The organism is Novosphingobium sp., assembly GCF_019748365.1.
Classification (GTDB): Bacteria; Pseudomonadota; Alphaproteobacteria; order Sphingomonadales; family Sphingomonadaceae; genus Novosphingobium.
Genome location: NZ_JAIEPN010000081.1, coordinates 1 through 18714, shown reverse-complemented (window position 1 = coordinate 18714; position 18714 = coordinate 1). Strand labels below are relative to the sequence as shown.

At 65.1% G+C, this 18714-nt stretch carries 19 protein-coding genes and 1 tRNA gene; 12 read left to right on the top strand and 8 right to left on the bottom strand.

The genetic code is table 11. From position 1 onward, the window contains the following. Together K5Q19_RS10365 and K5Q19_RS10360 are read left to right on the top strand one after the other, a co-directional pair. Window positions 1-1629: CoA transferase (locus K5Q19_RS10365; protein WP_292944497.1), on the top strand; the 1629-nt coding region annotated here is incomplete at its 5' end. 131 nt (window positions 1630-1760) lie between these two features. After that, window positions 1761-2048 carry a helix-turn-helix domain-containing protein gene (locus K5Q19_RS10360; protein WP_292944494.1) on the top strand — a complete coding sequence of 96 codons (288 nt, stop codon included), beginning with the start codon at window positions 1761-1763 and terminating at the stop codon, window positions 2046-2048. A 301-nt stretch (window positions 2049-2349) separates the two neighbouring features. On the opposite strand, the gene K5Q19_RS10355 is transcribed toward K5Q19_RS10360, so the two are convergent. Then, a tRNA-Ser gene (locus K5Q19_RS10355) sits at window positions 2350-2440 on the bottom strand. A gap of 78 nt (window positions 2441-2518) precedes the next feature. On the opposite strand from K5Q19_RS10355, the gene K5Q19_RS10350 reads away from it, so the two are divergent. Further along, complete coding sequence (locus tag K5Q19_RS10350; protein ID WP_292944492.1) at window positions 2519-3577, top strand: peptidylprolyl isomerase; 1059 nt, start codon at window positions 2519-2521, stop codon at window positions 3575-3577. 202 nt (window positions 3578-3779) lie between these two features. Here the strand turns inward: K5Q19_RS10350 and K5Q19_RS10345 are convergent, their stop codons facing one another. From K5Q19_RS10345 to eno, 3 genes are all read right to left on the bottom strand, one after another. Continuing rightward, window positions 3780-4847: a hypothetical protein gene (locus tag K5Q19_RS10345; protein ID WP_292944490.1), complete on the bottom strand. Its 1068-nt coding sequence runs from the start codon at window positions 4845-4847 to the stop codon at window positions 3780-3782. Beyond that, on the bottom strand, window positions 4841-5935 hold the full coding sequence (locus K5Q19_RS10340; protein WP_292944487.1) for a phosphotransferase: 1095 nt from the start codon (window positions 5933-5935) through the stop codon (window positions 4841-4843). Before K5Q19_RS10340 ends, K5Q19_RS10345 begins: the two co-directional genes overlap by 7 nt. Before the next feature lie 72 nt (window positions 5936-6007). After that, a complete protein-coding gene (gene eno, locus K5Q19_RS10335) occupies window positions 6008-7291 on the bottom strand; it encodes a phosphopyruvate hydratase (protein WP_292944484.1) in 1284 nt (427 codons plus the stop codon). 250 nt (window positions 7292-7541) lie between these two features. Here eno and K5Q19_RS10330 point away from each other — a divergent pair, with 250 nt between their 5' ends. From K5Q19_RS10330 to K5Q19_RS10310, 5 genes are all read left to right on the top strand, one after another. Then, window positions 7542-8213, top strand: a complete 672-nt coding sequence (locus K5Q19_RS10330; RefSeq protein WP_292944481.1) for a hypothetical protein — start codon at window positions 7542-7544, stop codon at window positions 8211-8213. Between the two features lie 9 nt (window positions 8214-8222). After that, on the top strand, window positions 8223-8603 hold the full coding sequence (locus K5Q19_RS10325; RefSeq protein ID WP_292944479.1) for a phage holin family protein: 381 nt from the start codon (window positions 8223-8225) through the stop codon (window positions 8601-8603). Continuing rightward, window positions 8600-8905 carry a hypothetical protein gene (locus K5Q19_RS10320; protein ID WP_292944476.1) on the top strand — a complete coding sequence of 102 codons (306 nt, stop codon included), beginning with the start codon at window positions 8600-8602 and terminating at the stop codon, window positions 8903-8905. The genes K5Q19_RS10325 and K5Q19_RS10320 overlap by 4 nt, the downstream gene beginning before the upstream one ends. Beyond that, a complete protein-coding gene (locus tag K5Q19_RS10315) occupies window positions 8902-9357 on the top strand; it encodes a hypothetical protein (protein ID WP_292944474.1) in 456 nt (151 codons plus the stop codon). Before K5Q19_RS10320 ends, K5Q19_RS10315 begins: the two co-directional genes overlap by 4 nt. Window positions 9358-9446: 89 nt before the next feature. Then, window positions 9447-9671 (top strand): DUF4170 domain-containing protein, encoded by a 225-nt coding sequence (locus K5Q19_RS10310; protein ID WP_292944472.1) that lies wholly within the window; start codon window positions 9447-9449, stop codon window positions 9669-9671. A gap of 65 nt (window positions 9672-9736) precedes the next feature. On the opposite strand, the gene greA is transcribed toward K5Q19_RS10310, so the two are convergent. Together greA and carB are read right to left on the bottom strand one after the other, a co-directional pair. Further along, complete coding sequence (greA, locus tag K5Q19_RS10305) at window positions 9737-10213, bottom strand: transcription elongation factor GreA (RefSeq protein ID WP_292944470.1); 477 nt, start codon at window positions 10211-10213, stop codon at window positions 9737-9739. A gap of 110 nt (window positions 10214-10323) precedes the next feature. Further along, entirely contained in the window at window positions 10324-13683 is a 3360-nt protein-coding gene (gene carB / locus K5Q19_RS10300; protein ID WP_292944468.1) for a carbamoyl-phosphate synthase large subunit, read from the bottom strand. A 56-nt stretch (window positions 13684-13739) separates the two neighbouring features. Here carB and K5Q19_RS10295 point away from each other — a divergent pair, with 56 nt between their 5' ends. Together K5Q19_RS10295 and K5Q19_RS10290 are read left to right on the top strand one after the other, a co-directional pair. Next, entirely contained in the window at window positions 13740-13985 is a 246-nt protein-coding gene (locus K5Q19_RS10295; protein ID WP_292944465.1) for a hypothetical protein, read from the top strand. Beyond that, window positions 13982-14395, top strand: a complete 414-nt coding sequence (locus K5Q19_RS10290; RefSeq protein WP_292944462.1) for a type II toxin-antitoxin system VapC family toxin — start codon at window positions 13982-13984, stop codon at window positions 14393-14395. Before K5Q19_RS10295 ends, K5Q19_RS10290 begins: the two co-directional genes overlap by 4 nt. 54 nt (window positions 14396-14449) lie before the next feature. On the opposite strand, the gene K5Q19_RS10285 is transcribed toward K5Q19_RS10290, so the two are convergent. Continuing rightward, window positions 14450-14983 (bottom strand): DUF4231 domain-containing protein, encoded by a 534-nt coding sequence (locus K5Q19_RS10285; protein ID WP_292944459.1) that lies wholly within the window; start codon window positions 14981-14983, stop codon window positions 14450-14452. Then, entirely contained in the window at window positions 14980-16149 is a 1170-nt protein-coding gene (gene carA, locus K5Q19_RS10280; RefSeq protein ID WP_292944457.1) for a glutamine-hydrolyzing carbamoyl-phosphate synthase small subunit, read from the bottom strand. The genes K5Q19_RS10285 and carA overlap by 4 nt, the downstream gene beginning before the upstream one ends. A gap of 162 nt (window positions 16150-16311) precedes the next feature. Between carA and K5Q19_RS10275 the strand changes: the two genes are divergently transcribed. Beyond that, window positions 16312-16764, top strand: a complete 453-nt coding sequence (locus K5Q19_RS10275) for a GatB/YqeY domain-containing protein (protein ID WP_292944455.1) — start codon at window positions 16312-16314, stop codon at window positions 16762-16764. A gap of 100 nt (window positions 16765-16864) precedes the next feature. Beyond that, window positions 16865-18714, top strand: a 1850-nt coding sequence (dnaG, locus tag K5Q19_RS10270) for a DNA primase (RefSeq protein WP_292944452.1), incomplete at its 3' end; no start/stop codon positions are given.

The window sequence follows — 18714 nt, the reverse complement described above, 5'->3', positions numbered from 1 at the left end:
TCTAGCAGGACTGGCCCATTTTTAATCCGGTGCTACCGGCCGATCCGTGGCCCCTTTTATTCCCGGTGTTCTCACCCTTTCAGGGCCGGTGATCGACGCGACAACCTTGCGGAGACAAGCAACCTGTCGCGAGCCTGGCAGAAGCGGCTCGGTGTCCTGATCGCAGGAAAACTTGCCGAGCGTCCGGCTGCCGAATGGGAGGAGCGCCTCAACGCCGCCGGTGTGCCTTGTGCCATCGTACGCACGACTGCGGAATGGCTGGGCTTGAGCGAACTTCACGCCGCCGGGTTGTTGGTGAGGATCGATGACGAGCAACTCGGCCCGATGGTGCAGCCCGGACCTCAGGCGGTCCTGCGCAGCTCCGGTGCCGCCACGGGCACACCGCAACCCCGACAGCATGTGGATTTGCGCCGCGGCATCTCCTGGCAGCGTCGTGGCGCCACTTTCGAGACACCATCCCGTCCGTCCGCGACGCCGGGCAGCTGGCTCAACGGGCTGACGGTGGTCGATATGACCTCCATGGTCGCGGGCCCGGTCGCAGGCCGGACCTTGGCCGAATATGGCGCCCGCGTGATAAAGATCGAAGGCCCCGCGCCCAATCACGGACCGCGTCTCACCTGCTGGTATGGCATCGACGGGAACCAGGGCAAAGAGAGCGTGCTGCTCAACCTCAAGACCGCCGCTGGACGCCAGGCGATGCGGCGGATCGTCGAGGGGGCCGACATCCTGGTGACCAATCATTCGGCGCAGGCGATGGCCGCAATGGGCCTTGGCGAGGCAGAGCTGCAAGACATCAGGCCGGGGCTGATCCAGTGCAGGATCGGGGCTTATAACGGCCAGCATGTCGGGCCATGGCTGTCGCGGCCGGGCTATGACCCCGTACTTCAGGCCGCGGCCGGGATCATGGCGCGCTACGGCGATCCGCAAATGCCGGAACTCCATGCGATCGCGTCCTGTGTCGATGCGCTCACCGGATACTCGGGCGCTTTCGGCATGGCGCTTGCGCTGTTCAGTCTGGCAAGGGGCACGCAGGCACAGATTGTCGATGCGTCGCTGGCTGCCTCCGCGACGCTTGTTCAACTGCCTTATGCCTTCGATCATGCCGGGCGAAGATGGACCGAACCCTGCGGGCAGGCCGCCCTGGGTGAGCACGCGCTTTACAGGCTGTACCGCGCCCGTGACGGGTGGCTGTTTGTCGCTGCGCCGAGTGCGGACATCGCAGCGCTTCCGGCCGAGCTTCGTTCCGAGGACGCAACCGATGCCGCCACGCTGTCCGATCACATCGCCAAGGCAATCTTCAGGCGTCGCCGTGCGGAAGTCATCAACATGTTGCGCGCAGCAGGGCTATCGGCGGTTCCCGTAGAGTCGGTTGAAACGATGGCGCGTGGTCTTGTCGGCCGCACACGGTCAGGCATCCACCTTGCGCGCCAGGACATTCCCGGTCTTGGGCCGGTCACTCTTGCGCCCGGGCAACAGGTGCCCGGTCTCGCTGTTCTGGAACCTGCAGAGAAGCCCGGTGCCAGCACGGCTTGTGTGCTCCGGGAACTCGGACTCGATGCAGACGCGCTGCTGGCGTCCGGGGCTGCTGCGGGCGAAATCTCGCGCAATTATCTTCCGGGAGCGCTATAGAACGATCGTCTCAACAGGCAGCATGATCCGGCATGGCAAAGCGAACGACTGCAGATATCTCACCGATCCGGACTGCGGAAACACCCCTTCCGGGTCGCCCCGTCCATGGCTCGGAAAGCGGGCGTCCCATCATGGCGGCGCTCAATCTGCTCAGTCGGCGATGGGTATTGCGCATTCTTTGGGAGCTGCGGACAGGCGCGAAAGGTTTCCGCGAGATGCAGGCGCTCTGCGATCAGATGTCACCGAACACCCTGTCCACACGCCTCGCCGAGCTGCGGGAAGCGCGCATCGTCGCACACGACAGCAACGGCAACTGGGAACTGACGCCGCTCGGCCGCAAGATCGCCCCGGCGCTGAATGCGCTGAACGCCTGGTCTGCCGAGTGGGAAGCGGTCATCAAGGCAACGCCCGCCGACTGAGCGACGCCCGGCATGCTGCTGTCGGGGCTTCGCATCGCTGCTGACGCGACTAAACTCGCACAGCTTCACCGCCGATATCCTTTGCGTCGCGCCGTCATCACCGGCGCCGGAAGCGGGATCGGTCGTGCACAGGCAGCCCAACCTTCGCAATTCTGAGCAATTTCTGAAGTACCTCGATGCTCAAGATGGCGGGGGCATGCGGCCGCGCGGTACCAGCTTGAGTGCCGTTCCAACAATGGCTGCCGGATCTCACGCCGAAACACCTTCGGCGATGCCGTGAATGAGAACGGCCGACATCTTTTGGCGGAGCGGGAGGGATTCGAACCCTCGATACGCTTTTGGCGTATACTCACTTTCCAGGCGAGCGCCTTCGACCACTCGGCCACCGCTCCGCATGCACTGGAAGGCGCGGCCCTAACCGCATGGAAGCGCTTTCGCAAGGCCGGGAAGGCTGGCACAAGTCGTTTGTTATGAAACACCCGCTTCTGCTCTCTGTCGCCCTGCTGGCCAGCTGCAACGCAGCGCCCGCGCCTGCCCCAACGCCTGAGGCTTCGCCCGCCGCTGCGCCCGCGCAAAAGTCCGCGCTCGCGCCGACCGAGATCGTCGCGGCAGCCCCTGCGGCGGATTGGGCAGCGATTGCGCCGTCCGATCTGCTGGTGATGGACCTTGCGCCGGATGCGAAGGGCGCGGCCCGGCGGGTGGTGATCCAGTTGCTGCCGCCGCCGTTCTCGCAAGGATGGATCGGCAATATCCGCAAGCTGGCGGGCGCAAAGTGGTGGGACGGCACCAGCATCAACCGCGTGCAGGACGGCTATGTCGTGCAATGGGGCGATCCGGATGGCGAGGACAAGGCTAAGGCTAAGTCTTTGCCTGCGGGGCTGAAGGTGGTGCCGGCAGAAGAGTACGAGCAGACCGACACAGTGCTGAAGTCTGCGCGCCATCGAACGTGGATGGATGGCACCGGATCAATCTATGGCACTCCGGGCCTGTCCGGAACTGATGATCCCTCAGGCAAAGGCGCCGACCATCCTATTCGCGTCTATAGCTCCATCGGCGACAACTACGCGAGCTACACGGGATGGGAAGGCGGTTGGCCAGTAGCTGGTGAATTCGGCAAAGCCTGGCCCATCCACTGCTACGGCACCGTCGGCGTAGGCCGCGACTATCCGCCCGATACCGGTTCGGGCGCCGAGCTCTATGCCGTCATCGGGCAAGCGCCGCGCCAGTTGGACCGGAATATCGCCGTGGTCGGCCGAGTGATCGAGGGGATGGAGCACCTCTCCAGCCTGCCGCGCGGCACGGGCGATATCGGGTTCTACAAGACGGCGGAGGAACGCACGCCGATCCTCTCGATCCGCATCGGCAGCGATGTGCCCGGCCTGCCGCGCTATGAATATCTCTCGACCGAGAGCAAGAGCTTCGCCAGCTATGCCGATGCGCGCGCGAACCGGCGCGATTCCTTCTACATCCGGCCTGCAGGCGGGGTGGATATCTGCAACGTGCCGGTCCCGGTGCGCCGGGTGCCCTGAGCACAGCGCAATCCCACAAAACGACCGTCACCTTGAACTTGGTTCAGTGTGACGGCTGGTCTGGAGTTGGACGAAACATATGAAATCGTCGGCCCGGACTTGATCCGGGCCTTGGCTGTTCTTTTTCGGCACCGTGCCAGAAGAACAGCCGAACCCCGGGTCAAGCCCGGGGTGACGACGAGGGATTGGCGGGGTTAGCCCCTCAACCCAGCCCCAGCGGCTTGTAGGCCCCGAAGATCAGCTGCTCGAACACGCCAGTGCCGACCTCGCCCGCGCTCGTCGTCACGCGGCTGACGATCTGGACGTGGAAGTTGTCCATCCGCATGGGGTCCACCTCAGCCAGCACGATATCCTCGCGCTCCACCTCCAGCTCGCCGTGATAAAGGCCGTGGCCCCACTTTGGCGAGGTATAGCCCAGCCCGCGCATCTGGAAGCGCTGCAAGGGCTCGAACGTCAGCGTCAGCGGCTCATCACCGCCGCTGATCACAAGCTCGCCGCCCGCCGGCCACAGCGTCCCCGGCTGCAGCGGCGCATCGAGCTTGGCCGACGGTGTCTCGAAAAACCCGTCATGCCCTGCCCCATCGGGCGCGATCACCGCGCGGGTGTTCCATGGCGCGCCATTGGCATCGGCATTGATGTGGAAGAACACGCTGCGTGTCGGCAGGTTGATCGGCGTCCACTGCCAGAAGAACTGCGGCACCACGCCGTGCCCATGCGGCTGCGCATCGCTCGTGCCGACGGGCCGCACGCCCCAGCTGCGGTCGCGCGTCCCCGCCGTGCCCGGTTGCAACACCGTGCGCACACCATCAATCTCGACCCAGCCGGTATAGTGCCCGTTCTGCGTCAGCCGCGTGTAGTCCATGAACGTACGCGGGCCGATGCGGTGGATGAAGCGCGGCTCCTCGATGGGAAAGGCGCGCCCCGTAAACACGATCTCCGCCTTGATGCCTTCGCCCTCCACGCTGATCGAGAGGCGCTTCAGCGGCTCCTCCACGCGGATCGCGATAGGGCCGCACGTCAGGTCCAGCCGCTCCATGTTAAGCTCACGCGATGCATGAAGCGAATGCTGCACACCATTGCGGATAAAGCAGAAATGCGCGTCCGCCACATTGAGGTGCGGATAAATCCCGAACGCCGCCGCGAAAAAGTCGCTGCCGTCCGGCGCATAACCATTGAAGAAATAGCGGTCGTAGAAATTGCGGTCGGTGCCGGAATAGGCGATCGGCTCGGGCGTCTGGTGCAGCGGGAAATCGTCGCCGTTCGTCAGCATTCTGCATTCTCCATCATGGCATCCAGCGCGCCGATGCTGTCGTGATCGAGCGCGAGTTCGGCCGCGCCGCGCGCCATCGAAAGGAAGTTGGAGTCGCCCCGCTCGGTGCGCACCACGAAGGCCGCACTGAACACCGCCGTGAACAAGCCGTGCAGCGCCCCGATGCGGTAGCGCCGCAGCATGACATCCTCAGCCATCGGCGCCCCATGCCGCGCCATTTCCTCGGCATAGAGCGCGAGCAAGGCCGCCTCGTTCGGCCGCCGCAGCGCGCTCCCGATACCGCAGCCCATGAAATAGCCCACATCGGTCATCCCGCAGCCGATGGCGCAAGTCTGCCAGTCGACAATGGCAATCGGCTCCGCCCCGCCGCCAACGCCGAACAGCATGTTGTCGAGCCGGAAATCGCCATGGATCAGGCAGGGCTCCTCCGGCTGACGGCCCAGCCAGCCCTCCACCCGCTTGTCCAGTTCATCGCACAGCGCCATGGCGTCCGCCGCCAATTGCCCGTCGTACCGCTCACGGAAGATGGCATGGGCCTGATGATAAAGCGTCCCGATCTGCTCCAGCAGCCCCTCGCGCCCATGCAGCCAATCGGCCCCCAGCACCGCCGGATGCCCTTTGGTCGCCGCATGGAGCGCCGCCGCCTGACGGATCGCCGCCTCCGCATCGGCCAGTCCACAGCCTTCTAGCTGGTTGCCCCCGCGCTCCGGCGCCAGATCCTCGAACAGCAGCACGAAATCGGTGCCCTCGGCATTGATTTCCGCCCCATAGACACGCGGCGTGCGCACCGCGATCCCGGCCGCAAGTTCGCGGTAGAAGCCGACTTCCTTTACATAGAGCATCATGGCCGCCGCCGTGCCGCGGCTGGTCGGATCGGCTGAGGCGAACTTGCCCGCCAATGTCGGCGGGGCCGCTGTGGGGCGGTCATACGTCAGCGTGAAGCGCGCGGTATCTCCCACCTGCCCCGTGCCGATAGCCTTCCATTCAAGGCCGGTAATCCGCGCCTCACCCAGCAGGCCCGCGCGCGCCAGTTGTGCTTCGATCCAGCCCGGCGTTACCGCCGCAGCCGTGCTTGGAAATTCGTCCATGCATCACTCTCCGCCAGCAAGACTGGCAGAGAGCGACGGCAATGGAAAGAGACTTTAAGCGGTCAGTTAAACTTACGCGAGACGCCCGAACGCCGCCGCGCCGGCATAGCGTGCCGACTGGCCCAGCTCTTCCTCGATGCGGATCAGCTGGTTGTACTTGGCGAGCCGGTCCGACCGCGCGAGCGAACCCGTCTTGATCTGGCCGCAGTTGGTGGCGACCGCGAGGTCCGCAATCGTCGCGTCCTCGGTCTCGCCCGAACGGTGCGACATGACGGCGGTATAGCCATTGCGCTGGGCAATGCTCACCGCTTCCAGCGTCTCGGTCAGCGTACCGATCTGGTTGACCTTCACGAGCAGCGAATTGGCGAGGCCCTTGGCAATGCCCATCGTCAGGCGCTTGGGATTGGTGACGAACAGGTCATCGCCCACCAGCTGCACCTTCTTGCCGATCTTGGCGGTCAGCGCGGCCCAGCCCTCGAAATCGTCCTCGCTCATGCCGTCTTCGATCGAGCGGATCGGATAGGCATCGGTGAGCGCGGCGAGATAGTCGGCCATCGCTTCGGGCGAAAGCGAGAGGCCCTCGCCGCTGATCTCGTACTTGCCGTTCTTGAAGAACTCGGTCGCCGCGCAGTCCAGCGCCAGCACGATATCGGTGCCCGGCTTGAACCCGGCCTGCTCGATCGAGGCCATCACGAAATCAAGCGCATCACGCGTGCTGGCGATGTTGGGGGCAAAGCCGCCCTCGTCACCCACGCCGGTGGCGAGGCCCTTCTGGTGCAGCGCCTTCTTCAGCGTGTGAAACACTTCCGCGCCCCAGCGCACGGCCTCGGCCAAGGTCGGCGCGCCCACCGGCATGATCATGAATTCCTGGAAGTCGATCGGGTTGTCGGCGTGTTCGCCGCCGTTGATGATGTTCATCATCGGCACCGGCAGCAGGTGCGCCGAAACCCCGCCGACATAGCTGTAGAGCGGCAGGCCCCGCGCGTCTGCGGCGGCCTTGGCCACCGCAAGGCTGGTGCCGAGGATCGCGTTGGCGCCGAGGCGGCCCTTGTTCTCGGTGCCGTCGAGCGCGATCATCGCCTGATCGATATCGCGCTGGTCTTCGGCATCCATGTCAACCAGCGCACCGGCGATCTCGCCGTTCACCGCGCCGACCGCCTGCAGCACGCCCTTGCCCAGATAGCGCCCCTTGTCGCCATCGCGCAGTTCCACCGCTTCATGTGCGCCGGTCGAAGCGCCCGAAGGCACTGCCGCACGGCCGAACGAGCCGTCCTCCAGCAGAACATCGACTTCGACGGTCGGGTTGCCCCGGCTGTCGAGGATCTCGCGGGCGTGAATGTCGATGATCGCGGTCATGGCATTTCCTCGTTTGGTGACGTGAGAGTGTGACGACGTGATGCCGCGCCCCTATCGGCGCTTGGCCGGGGTGACAAGGTCAAGCTTGGCATAAGGCTGTCCCCGCGTAGCTATGCGCGAGAAAGCCGCATTCCCCGCCCGGCGGCCCTGTGCTCACGCCAAAACCGGGTGCACGCGCCTTTCGCACTTGCGGCAATTGGTCTAGGACTGGCGCCTATTCCAGAATCGCCCCCGCGAAAGGACCCGCACGATGACCGATACCCCCGAGAACGCGGCTCCCGAAGCCGCCACCAAGCCCAAGGCGCGCAAGAAAGCTGCGCTCAAGGTTGTCGAAACCGCAGTTGAAACGGTTGCCGCCGCCGTGCCCGAGGCTGTGCCTGCCGAAATCGCGCAGATCGAGGAAGCCGCGACCGAAACCGCCACGGCCGTCACCACCCGCTTCGGCAAGGCGATCGAGGATGCCAAGGCCAGCGCCGCCAATCTGACTGGCGAAGCACGCGAACGCACCGCCGCGATCACCGAAACGGTCGCCGCGACCGCCAGCGAGTATGGCGAAAGGGCCGGCGAATACGCCGAGCAGGCCAAGGTCGTCGCGCTCGATCTCGCGCGTCAGGGCAAGGGCAAGGCGACCGCCGCGCTCTCCACTCTCGGTGAGACGATCGAGAGCAACGCCGGCGTGATCGACGAGAAGCTTGGCGTGCAATACGGCGATTATGCCCGCGGCGCCGCGCACACGCTGCAATCGACCGCCGCCACGCTCGAGGCGAAGGATATTCCCGAGATCGGCGAGGAGATCGTGACCTTCGTGAAGAAGAGCCCGGTCAAGGCGCTCGGCATCGCCGCGGTCGCCGGCTTCGTGCTCTCGCGCTTCCTGCGCCGCAAGCCCGCGCCGGCGGACAGCACCGAAACCACGGAAGCCTGACGTCCCAGCGTGACCGAGGATAAGGTCCACACCGAAGAGAAGGCGGCAGGGAATGATTCCCTGCTCGGCGGCGCGCGTGCGCTGCTCGAAGACGGTCAGACGCTCCTTGCGGCGGAAATAGAGTTCCAGAAGGCACGAGCCGGCTTCGTGCTCGGCCGCGCCAAGGGCATTCTCGTGCTCGCCGCGCTGGCGCTGGTGCTGCTGTTCTTTGCGCTCATGGCGCTTGTCATGGGCCTGCTGCTGGCGCTCGCCCCGTTGCTCGGCCCGTGGGGCGCGCTGGCCGTGGTCGTCCTCGGCCTTCTCGCGCTCACCGGTCTCAGCGTGCTGGGCGTGGTCCGCCGCATCGGTGCGATCTCCCGCGCGCTCAGGGGCAAGGATGGCGCGGCATGAGCGAGGACGCTCTCAACGAAGCCCGCGCCCGGCGCGACGAGGCCTGGGCCCGCGTGCGCGGCGAAGTCACTTCGCTCAAGACCGGCCTCGCCGAGCGCCCGATCCCCACGCGGATCAAGGAAGCCGCGATGGACTGCGTGATCGACACCGTGGACGAGGCCAAGGCCGTCGCGAAGGACAACCTGCCGGTGATCGGCGGCACGCTGGCACTGCTTGCCGCGTGGTTCTTCCGCCGCCCCCTTATTGCCCTGATCAAGAACCGCTTCGCTCCCGCAGCCGAAGTGGACGAGGATGAAACATGAGCGATAGCGAAACCCCGCAGTCCGAAGCCCCCTTCCCCGAGGCAGTGCAGAGCGACACGCCCGCGACCGATCCGCTCGGCAAGGTCAAGGGGTTCGTCGAAGAGCACCCCGTCGCGATGGTCGCGGGTGGCATTCTCCTTGGCGCGCTGGTGGCCGGCGCCCTGTCCCGCGGCACGCGCGGCGTTGCGGGCGACAAGGCAACCCGCAAGGGCACCCTTTCGCGCATGTCGCTCCCGCGCCGCGCGGCAGATATCGCCGCGGTCGGCCTCGAACTCGCTGCCGCCTATGTCGCAGGCGCTGCAGGCGAAAAGGCGGCGGCCGCGGCTGGCGAAACCGAGGCTGAAACGCCCGCAAAGCCGGCCAAGCCTCGCCTGCCTGATCTTGCTGGAAAGGCCCTGCGCACGCTCGCGCCGGTGATCACGCGCCATCTGCCCGGCAAGAAGGCCGATTAACCGCCCATTCCGTAAGGTCAGGGGCTTGCGCGCTCCTCTCTATTTTGCCAGTGCCGCGCTGCCTCCCCAAGGAAACGGACAAGCCAGCCATGCAGAAACTGCACCTCGTCATGGGCGGGCGGGTCAAGGACCCGCAGCACCTTGAATTTACCGATCTCAGCGCAATCGACCTTGTCGGCGTCTACCCGGACTATGCGAGCGCCGAAGATGCCTGGCGCAGCTGCGCGCAGCGCACGGTGGACGATGCCGAAATGCGCTATGTGGTGGTCCACCTCCACCGCCTGCTGGAGCCCGAACTGCACAAGCCGGAGTGACCCAACAGAAAAGGCCGGAGGAGCACCCCGGCCTTCCTGTTTCGCGCCTGCCTGAGCGTTTCGACTCAGATAAACTCAATCTTCTCAACGACATAGAACCGGTCGCCCGAAGGTACGGTGACTTCGATCTCGTCTTCCACCCGGCGCCCGATCAGCGCGCGGCCCAGCGGCGAATTGTAGCTGATCCGGCCGCGCTTGGCATCCGCCTCAGCCTGGCCGACGATCTGGTAGCGCACCGGCTTGTCGGCATCGTCGAGCAAGGTCACGGTCGCGCCGAACACGATGCGATCGCCCGAAAGCGTGGTCGGATCGATGATCTGCGCGCGGCTCAGCTTGTCTTCCAGATCGCTGATCGAAGCCTCGACCTGGCCCTGGCGTTCCTTGGCGGCGTGATACTCGGCATTTTCGGAAAGATCGCCGTGCGCGCGGGCTTCCTCGATCGCATCGACGATCAGCGGTCGCTCTTCGCGCAGCGCCTTCAGCTCGGCCATCAGCTTCTCGTAGCCTTCAGCCAGCATCGGCAGCTTTTCAACACTTGCCATCCTTGATCCTTTTACCTTTCAATCCCTTGGATCAATGTCTCCAAGGGAAAACCGTTCCACCCCAGCCGGCACCACGCCAAACTGGGCCCCAATCGCCGCAATGCTGGGGATCATGTGGAGGGTTGATAATAATCCTGCAAGGACCGTACCGCAAGTTCGGCGCTGCGCAGAGCCTCGATTGCCCCCGCCGCCGCGACCGAAGCCGCCGCCGTGGTGAAATACGGGACCTTGCCATAGAGCGCGGAACCACGGATCGATTGCGAATCCTTGTGGCTCTGCCAGCCTTCGGTCGTGTTGAAGATCAGCGCAATTTCGCCATCGATGATCCGGTCGACGATATGCGGACGGCCTTCCGCAACCTTGTTGACCCGCTCGACCTTCACGCCCGCTGCGGTCAGGAACGTCGCCGTTCCGCCCGTCGCCACGATGCGGAAGCCCATTGCATCGAGCTTCTGCACCGCCGGCAGGATGACCGGCTTGTCGCTGTCCTTGACCGAGACGAACACCGTGCCGCCCACCGGCAGCACCATGCCTGCGCCCAGCTGCGCCTTGGCAAAGGCCACCGGGAAGCCGCTGTCGATGCCCATGACCTCGCCGGTCGATTTCATCTCGGGCGAAAGCACCGGATCGACGCCGGGGAAGCGCGCAAAGGGGAACACCGCTTCCTTGACCGCCATGTACGGCACGTCGCGCTTGATCGGCGGCAGGTCCTTGAGTTTCTCGCCCGCCATGATCCGCGCGGCATACTTGGCAATCGGCTGGCCAATCGCCTTCGCCACGAAGGGCACCGTACGGCTCGCGCGCGGGTTCACTTCGATGAGGTAGACGAGGCCGTCCTTCACCGCGAACTGGATGTTCATGAGGCCGCGCACGCCGAGCGCCTTGGCCAGCAGTACCGCCTGGCGCTCCATCTCGGCGATGATCTCCGGCGGAAGGCTGTAAGGCGGCAAAGTGCAGGCGCTGTCGCCCGAATGGATGCCCGCTTCCTCGATATGCTGCATGACGCCAGCGACAACGACATCATCGCCGTCCGCCAGCGCATCGACATCGCACTCGATCGCATCGCGCAGGTACTGGTCGATCAGCACCGGGCTCTCGCCCGAAACCTTCACGGCGGTCGCGATATAGTCATCGAGTTGCGCCTGGCTGTCGACGATCTCCATCGCGCGGCCACCCAGCACGTAAGACGGCCGGATCAGCACCGGATAGCCGATGCGCGCCGCCACCGCGACCGCCTCGTCGCGGCTGCGCGCGGTGCTGCCCGCCGGCTGGCGCAGGCCCAGCTTCTCGACCAGCCGGTTGAACCGCTCGCGGTCCTCGGCAAGGTCGATCGCATCGGGCGAGGTGCCGAGGATGGGGATGCCCGCATCCTCCAGCGCCTGCGCAAGCTTCAGCGGTGTCTGCCCGCCGAACTGCACGATCACGCCCACCAGCGTGCCGTTGGCCTTCTCGGCCTCCAGCACTTCGAGCACGTCCTCAGCCGTCAGCGGCTCGAAATAGAGCCGGTCCGAGGTGTCGTAGTCGGTCGAGACCGTCTCGGGGTTGCAGTTGATCATGATCGTCTCGAACCCGGCGCCAGGCTCGCCGTTCGCGGGGTCCGTCTCACCCAGCGCAAAGCAGGCGTGGCAGCAACAGTAGTCGAACTCGATGCCCTGCCCGATGCGGTTCGGCCCGCCGCCGAGGATCACGATCTTTCTCCGGTCCGTCGGCGCCGCTTCGCTTTCCGGCGCGCCGAACAGGCCGCTTTCATAAGTCGAGTACATGTAGGGCGTCACCGCCTCGAACTCGGCCGCGCAGCTGTCGATCCGTTTGAACACCGGGCGCACGCCCAGCCTGTGGCGCAGCGCGCGCACTTCTTCCTCGCTAGTCGCGCCCGCCATGGCACTCAGCACATCGTGGAGCAGTCCGGAACGGCGCGCCGACGTCTCGGCCATGCCGCCCGCCACGCCGACCGAGCGCACCGCCAGTGTCGCCAGCCGCTTGTCCGAAAAGCCCATGGCCTTGAGCCGGCGCAGGCCCGCTGCGTCGATCGGCAGCCCTTCGGACGCGATCTTCGCTTCCTCGGCAATGATCGCCTCGATCTGGCGCAGGAACCACGGCTCGTACTTGGTGACGGCGTGCACTTCCTCGACGCTCAGCCCCTCGCGGAAGGCCTGCCCGATCACCAGAAGGCGCTCCGGCGTCGCCCGGCTCAATGCGGCGACGATCTGATCGCGGGTGGCGCCTTCCAGCTCGACCACGCGGTTGAAGCCGTCGAGCCCGGTTTCCAGCCCGCGCAGCGCCTTCTGCATCGATTCCTGGAAATTGCGGCCAATTGCCATGACTTCGCCGACGGACTTCATGGCGGTTCCGAGCAGCGGCTCGGCGCCCTTGAACTTCTCGAAGGCAAAGCGCGGGATCTTGGTGACCACGTAATCCAGCGTCGGTTCGAACGCCGCCGGGGTCGCCCCCGTGATGTCGTTCATGATCTCGTCGAGCGTGTAGCCCACCGCCAGCTTCGCCGCGACTTTGGCAATCGGGAAGCCGGTGGCCTTCGATGCCAGCGCCGAGGAGCGCGAGACGCGCGGGTTCATCTCGATGACGATCAGCCGCCCGTCCTTCGGGTTGACTGCGAACTGCACGTTCGAACCACCTGTTTCAACGCCGATTTCCCGGAGTACCGCGATCGATGCATTGCGCATGATCTGGTATTCCTTGTCGGTCAGCGTCAGCGCCGGGGCGACAGTGATGGAATCGCCCGTGTGGACGCCCATCGGATCGACGTTCTCGATCGAACAGATGATGATGGCGTTGTCGTGCTTGTCGCGCACGACTTCCATCTCGTACTCCTTCCAGCCGAGCAGCGATTCCTCGATCAGCACTTCGGTGGTCGGCGAAGCTTCCAGCCCGCCGCGCACGATCTTGACGAATTCGTCCTTGTTGTAGGCAATCCCGCCGCCGGTGCCGCCCATGGTGAAGCTCGGGCGGATGATCGAGGGCAGCCCGGTGCGCTCGAGCACCGCGAGCGCTTCGTCCACCGTATGCGCGATGCCGCTGCGGGCGGATTCCAGCCCGATCTTGTCCATCGCATCGCGGAACTTCATGCGATCCTCGGCCTTGTCGATCGCCTCGGCATCCGCGCCGATCATCACGCAGCCATACTCCTCCAGCGTGCCATCGCGCGCCAGCGCCAGCGCCGTGTTCAGCGCGGTCTGCCCGCCCATCGTCGGCAGCACCGCATCGGGGCGCTCCTTCGCGATGATCTTGGCGACCACCTCGGGCGTGATCGGCTCGACATAGGTCGCGTGCGCCATGTCCGGATCGGTCATGATCGTCGCGGGGTTCGAGTTGACCAGGATGATCCGGTACCCCTCTTCCTTGAGCGCCTTCACCGCCTGCGTGCCCGAATAATCGAACTCGCAAGCCTGGCCGATGATGATCGGCCCGGCGCCGATGATCAGGATCGAGGAGATGTCAGTGCGTTTGGGCATTGCGGACTATGCTTTCATTGCATACATTGATTGCATTGCAATCAGAGGAGAGCGTGATGGCGAGCCTGACCTTCCGGAACATTCCCGAAGACGTGAAGCGCTTGTTCCACCAGCGTGCCGCCGCGAACGGCCGCTCGATGGAGGAAGAAGGCCGGCAGCTGATCCTTGAAGCGGTGCGGCCGCAGGGGCAGCCGGCGCGGGAATCGATCGGCCAAATGATCTACCGCCTGAGCCGCCCCGGCTATGATCTGCCCGAAGTGCCGGACAGTCCGGCGAGCTATGCCGGGCAGGAAGACGAATGATCCTCGTCGACACGAACGTCTGGAGCGAGCTCGCCAGGCCCGAGCCCGCCAAGGCCGTACTCGATTGGGAAGCGGCGCAAAGCCCGTGGCTCTGGCTTTCCACTGTCGTGCTCGCGGAATGGCGCGCGGGCGCGGCGCTGATGCCGCAAGGCGACGCGCGCGAAGTGCTGACCCGGATCATCGAGACCGTCGCCCTTGCCTATCAGGACCGCTTGCTGCCGTTCGATGAGCCTTGCTCGCGCTTCTACGGCCTCGTGCTGGCCGAAGCGCGGGCGGCGGGCAAGCCGATCCAGACTGCAGACGCGATGATTGCAGCCACCGCCCGCGCCCACGGAATGAAAGTGGCAACGCGCAACGCGAATGATTTTGCGGGCGCGGGCGTTGAACTGATCGATCCCTGGAATCCATGATCATCGGCCCGGCGCCGATGATCAGGATCGAGGAGATGTCAGTGCGTTTGGGCATTACTCAGACCCGTCTTTTTGTAGCTTGCTGGAGCTGAAATCCGCGGAACGAGCAAGAACATTCAAAGTGACGTCGTTTTCATTTTTTATAGCATACTCGACATTATGAACGAACTTTCGAAATCCGTCAGCAACTGTTAGCTGCTCGTAGTCATCCACGCCGTACCCAAACATAAAAATTTGAGTAACAATATACTGTTCAGTTGAACGGTAGTTTTTCCACTGCTCGTGAAATTTATAGATCCCTTCTAGAGATACGAGCGCGGCGATGCAAAGACCCAACACACCAGCTAGCACAACTGGCAAGTTGAACTGCGATCCCCAAATTCGGATTTCAATGCTATGTGTCGACAGAAATGGGCTTGCGACAGCGCCAATCGCGACGAAGACTTTTGATCTGAGAAAATTTCGCTTTGCTGCAACCGCCTTGGAGTCATACCATTCACTGTACTGAATAGCCCGTGTTGAGATGTACTCTTGGGCTTCAGCGTCGAGGCGGTTGAAATCTGGAAATTTATCGCGATAGCTGCTCACCTCAGCATCCCCACAAACTTCTCGAACAGATAGAAGCTGTCCTGCGGCCCCGGGCTCGCCTCGGGGTGATACTGCACCCCGAAGGCCTTTTTGCCGACAACCGAAATCCCGCAGTTCGATCCATCAAACAGCGAGACATGCGTCTCCACCACGCCCTCGGGCAGCGAGGCATTATCCACCGCGAAGCCATGGTTCATCGAGGTGATCTCGACCACGCCGTCCGCATGCCGCTTCACCGGATGGTTCGCCCCCCGATGCCCCTGGTGCATCTTGATCGTCTTGGCGCCCGCTGCCAGCGCCAGCATCTGGTGGCCAAGGCAGATGCCAAAGACCGGAATGTCGCGCTCGAGCAGGCCCTGGATCAGCGGCACGGCATAGACGCCCGTCGCCGCCGGATCGCCCGGCCCGTTGGAAAGGAACACGCCCGCCGGCTCCAGCGCCAGCACCGTCTCCAGCGAGGTCTCGCCCGGCACCACCGTCACACGCGCTCCGGCCTTCACCAGATTGCGGAAGATATTGTCCTTCGCGCCATAATCGAGCGCGACTACATGCGGCCGCTCGTCATGCGGCGATCGGGCATAGCCCTGCCCCAGCCGCCATACGCCGCCTTCCCAGCCCTCCTGCTCGGTCCGCGTCACCACGCGCGCCAGGTCCATGCCTTCCAGCCCCGGCCAGGCCTGCGCCTCAGCCAGCAGCGCGGGAATGTCGAACTCGCCATCGGGATCGTGCGCAATCACCGCATTGGGCGCGCCGCCCAGACGGATGCGCCGGGTCAGCGCGCGCGTGTCGATGCCCGAAAGCCCGATCTTCCCCCGCGCCGCCAGCCACGCCTGCAGCGGCTCCACGCTGCGGAAATTGGCGGGCTCGGTCACATCTTCGCGCACCACAAGGCCGATGGCGCCCGGCACGTCATGGCTTTCCATGTCCTCGGGATTCGTGCCGACATTGCCGATATGCGGGAAGGTGAAGGTCACCACCTGGCCCGCATAGGAAGGGTCGGTCATCACTTCCTGATAGCCCGTCATCGCGGTGTTGAAGCACACTTCGCCCACCGCCTTGCCCGCCGCGCCAAAGCCGCGTCCCCACGCGACCGAACCGTCCGCGAGGACAAGAACGCCGGTGGCGCCGGCCGGTTTGGGCGCATGCGTGTGGGCGGGGTCGGCCATGATAGGGGGCGCTCCGTTGGCAAGGGTCTGGCGATGTCGCTAAGGCTCGGTCGCTAGGCCCCTCGTCCCTTGCCGTCAACCTAGCGAAGGCAGAAAGTTTCGCCTAAGTGACAGGCTTTCGCACGCTGTCCGTGCGCTCCATCCACAGGAATACGTAGTCTCATGATCCGCGATACGATCAAGGCCGCCCAGATCAGCGCCATGAAATCAGGCGACAAGGCCCGCCTCGCCGCCGTCCGCCTCATCCTCGCCAAGCTGAAGGACAAGGATATCGAACTGCGCACGGCGAGCGCGGTGCCGGATGACGATGTGCTCGTGGTCGACGTCCTCCAGAAGATGGCCAAGCAGCGCCGCGAATCGATCACGCTCTATGTCGAGGGCGGCCGTCAGGAACTCGCCGATATCGAACAGGCCGAGCTCGTCGTGATCGAGGAATTTCTCCCCGCCCAGATGAGCGAGGACGACACCAAGGCCGCCATCGAGGCGATCAAGGCCGAACTGGGCGCGACTTCGATGAAGGACATGGGCAAGGTGGTCGCCACGCTCAAGGCCCGCCACGGCAGCCAGCTCGATATGGGCAAGGCATCAGGCCTCGTGAAGGCGGCGCTGGCGTGACTTCACCCCTCCCGCTTGCGGGAGGGGTCGGGGGTGGGCCTGCAACGGTGCGCCTCGTCCGGCCCACCCCCAGCCCTTCCCGCGCGCGGGAGGGGCGCCGTTGAGCCTCACCCCCCAATGGCTCGATGAACTGCGCGCCCGCGTCTCGCTCTCCGCGCTGATCGGGCGCAGTGTGCGCGTCCAGAAGGCGGGACGCGAGTTCAAGGCCTGCTGCCCGTTCCACAACGAGAAGACGCCCAGCTTCACGATCAACGACGAGAAGGGCTTCTACCACTGCTTCGGCTGCGGCGCGCATGGCGATGCGATCCGCTGGATGACGGACCATCAGGGCCTCCCCTTCCTCGATGCGGTAAAGGAGCTAGCCGCGAGCGCCGGGATGGAAGTCCCCGCACCCGATCCGCGCGCCGCAAGACGCGCCGAAGAGCAGAAGTCTCTGCATGATGTCATGGCCGCCGCGCAGGCCTTCTTCGTCAAAAGCTTGGCCGAGGAGCAGGGCGCACAGGCCCGCGCCTACCTCGCCTCGCGCGGGTTTCCGGCGAATATCGTCAAGGAATTCGGCTTCGGCTACGCGCCTGACAGCCGCACCGCACTGAAAGAAGCGCTCTCCCAGTTCCCCGAAGCCATGCTGATCGAGGCGGGCCTCAGGATCGTCGTCGATGGCCGCGATCCCTACGACCGGTTCCGCGGACGGCTGATGCTCCCCATTTGCGACCCGCGCGGCCGCGTCATCGCGTTCGGCGGGCGCATCCTCGACAAGACGAAGACCGACGCGCCCAAGTACCTCAACTCGCCGGACACCCCGCTCTTCGACAAGGGCCGCACGGTCTATAACCTCCACCGCGCCTCCCCCGCCTCGCGCCAGTCGGGCCGGGTCGTCGTGGTCGAAGGCTATATGGACGTCGTGGCCTTGGCCGCCGCCGGGATCGGCGAGGCGGTCGCCCCGCTCGGCACGGCACTTACCGAAGACCAGATCGAGCGGCTCTGGCGCCTGACCGAATGCCCGGTGCTGTGCTTCGATGGCGATGCCGCCGGCCAGCGCGCTGCCGCCCGCGCCATTGTCCGCGCGCTGCCGTTGCTGCGCCCCGGCCATTCGCTGCGCATCGCCGTACTGCCGGACAAGCTCGATCCCGATGACCTCATCAAGCAGCGCGGCGTTGCCGCGATGGAAGAGGTGCTTGCCGCCGCGCGGCCGATGGTGGAGGTGCTGTGGGACGTCGAACGCGCCGCAGGCCCGGTGACCACGCCCGAAGACAAGGCCGGGCTCAAGGCGCGCCTTATGGCCCATGTCGAGACGATCGGCGATGGCGATATCAAGGGGCTCTACCGCCGCGATCTGCTCGACCGGTTCGGCGCGCTTGCCTACCCGCAGCGTGAACGCCCCGCCTTCCAGCCGGCGCAGCGCGGATCAAGCCCCGGTCGCAAAGGCCCCTGGCAGCCCGCGCCGCCGCCGCTGTCCGCCGCCGTCACCGCGCGGATGCAGGCCGTCGGCGAAGGCCGCCCCCTGCTTGCCGCCGTGCTCACCGGCCTGATCGCGCAGCCGCAGCAGATTGCGCGCCATGCTGAAACGCTCGCCAGGCTGGACATCCCGGACGCGGGCCTCGCCGCGCTGCTCGATACCCTGATTGATATGGTCGACGGCGCCACGCAACCGCTTGAAAGCAGCGATGTGCTTACCATATTGGCAAAGCGGGGCCTCCGGGCACCGCTGGCGGACGATTACGCCGGAATGCGATTCGGTTTTCTGGACGGCAAGGCACCCGATGCGGCGGAGGAACTCGCCGAAGCGGTCGATCTGCTCACCGGATTGCCGGCCGTCGAAGCCGCGCTGGCAGAGGCCACGCGCCGGCATGAGGCGGAGTTTTCCGACGAAACATTCGCCGAACAGCAACGTTTGCTGCAACGAAGGCTGGCGCTGCTGGCCCGGTTGGGGCAAATGGGCCGCACCCGCGC

Bases quoted from the DNA above. Each gene is read 5' to 3' on its own strand.
- K5Q19_RS10360 (WP_292944494.1), top strand. From the start codon at position 1,761: ATGGCGGCGCTCAATCTGCTCAGTCGGCGATGGGTATTGCGCATTCTT.
- K5Q19_RS10350 (WP_292944492.1), top strand. From the start codon at position 2,519: ATGAAACACCCGCTTCTGCTCTCTGTCGCCCTGCTGGCCAGCTGCAAC.
- K5Q19_RS10345 (WP_292944490.1), bottom strand. From the start codon at position 4,847: ATGCTGACGAACGGCGACGATTTCCCGCTGCACCAGACGCCCGAGCCG.
- K5Q19_RS10340 (WP_292944487.1), bottom strand. From the start codon at position 5,935: ATGGACGAATTTCCAAGCACGGCTGCGGCGGTAACGCCGGGCTGGATC.
- eno (WP_292944484.1), bottom strand. From the start codon at position 7,291: ATGACCGCGATCATCGACATTCACGCCCGCGAGATCCTCGACAGCCGG.
- K5Q19_RS10330 (WP_292944481.1), top strand. From the start codon at position 7,542: ATGACCGATACCCCCGAGAACGCGGCTCCCGAAGCCGCCACCAAGCCC.
- K5Q19_RS10320 (WP_292944476.1), top strand. From the start codon at position 8,600: ATGAGCGAGGACGCTCTCAACGAAGCCCGCGCCCGGCGCGACGAGGCC.
- K5Q19_RS10315 (WP_292944474.1), top strand. From the start codon at position 8,902: ATGAGCGATAGCGAAACCCCGCAGTCCGAAGCCCCCTTCCCCGAGGCA.
- K5Q19_RS10310 (WP_292944472.1), top strand. From the start codon at position 9,447: ATGCAGAAACTGCACCTCGTCATGGGCGGGCGGGTCAAGGACCCGCAG.
- greA (WP_292944470.1), bottom strand. From the start codon at position 10,213: ATGGCAAGTGTTGAAAAGCTGCCGATGCTGGCTGAAGGCTACGAGAAG.
- carB (WP_292944468.1), bottom strand. From the start codon at position 13,683: ATGCCCAAACGCACTGACATCTCCTCGATCCTGATCATCGGCGCCGGG.
- K5Q19_RS10295 (WP_292944465.1), top strand. From the start codon at position 13,740: ATGGCGAGCCTGACCTTCCGGAACATTCCCGAAGACGTGAAGCGCTTG.
- K5Q19_RS10290 (WP_292944462.1), top strand. From the start codon at position 13,982: ATGATCCTCGTCGACACGAACGTCTGGAGCGAGCTCGCCAGGCCCGAG.
- carA (WP_292944457.1), bottom strand. From the start codon at position 16,149: ATGGCCGACCCCGCCCACACGCATGCGCCCAAACCGGCCGGCGCCACC.
- K5Q19_RS10275 (WP_292944455.1), top strand. From the start codon at position 16,312: ATGATCCGCGATACGATCAAGGCCGCCCAGATCAGCGCCATGAAATCA.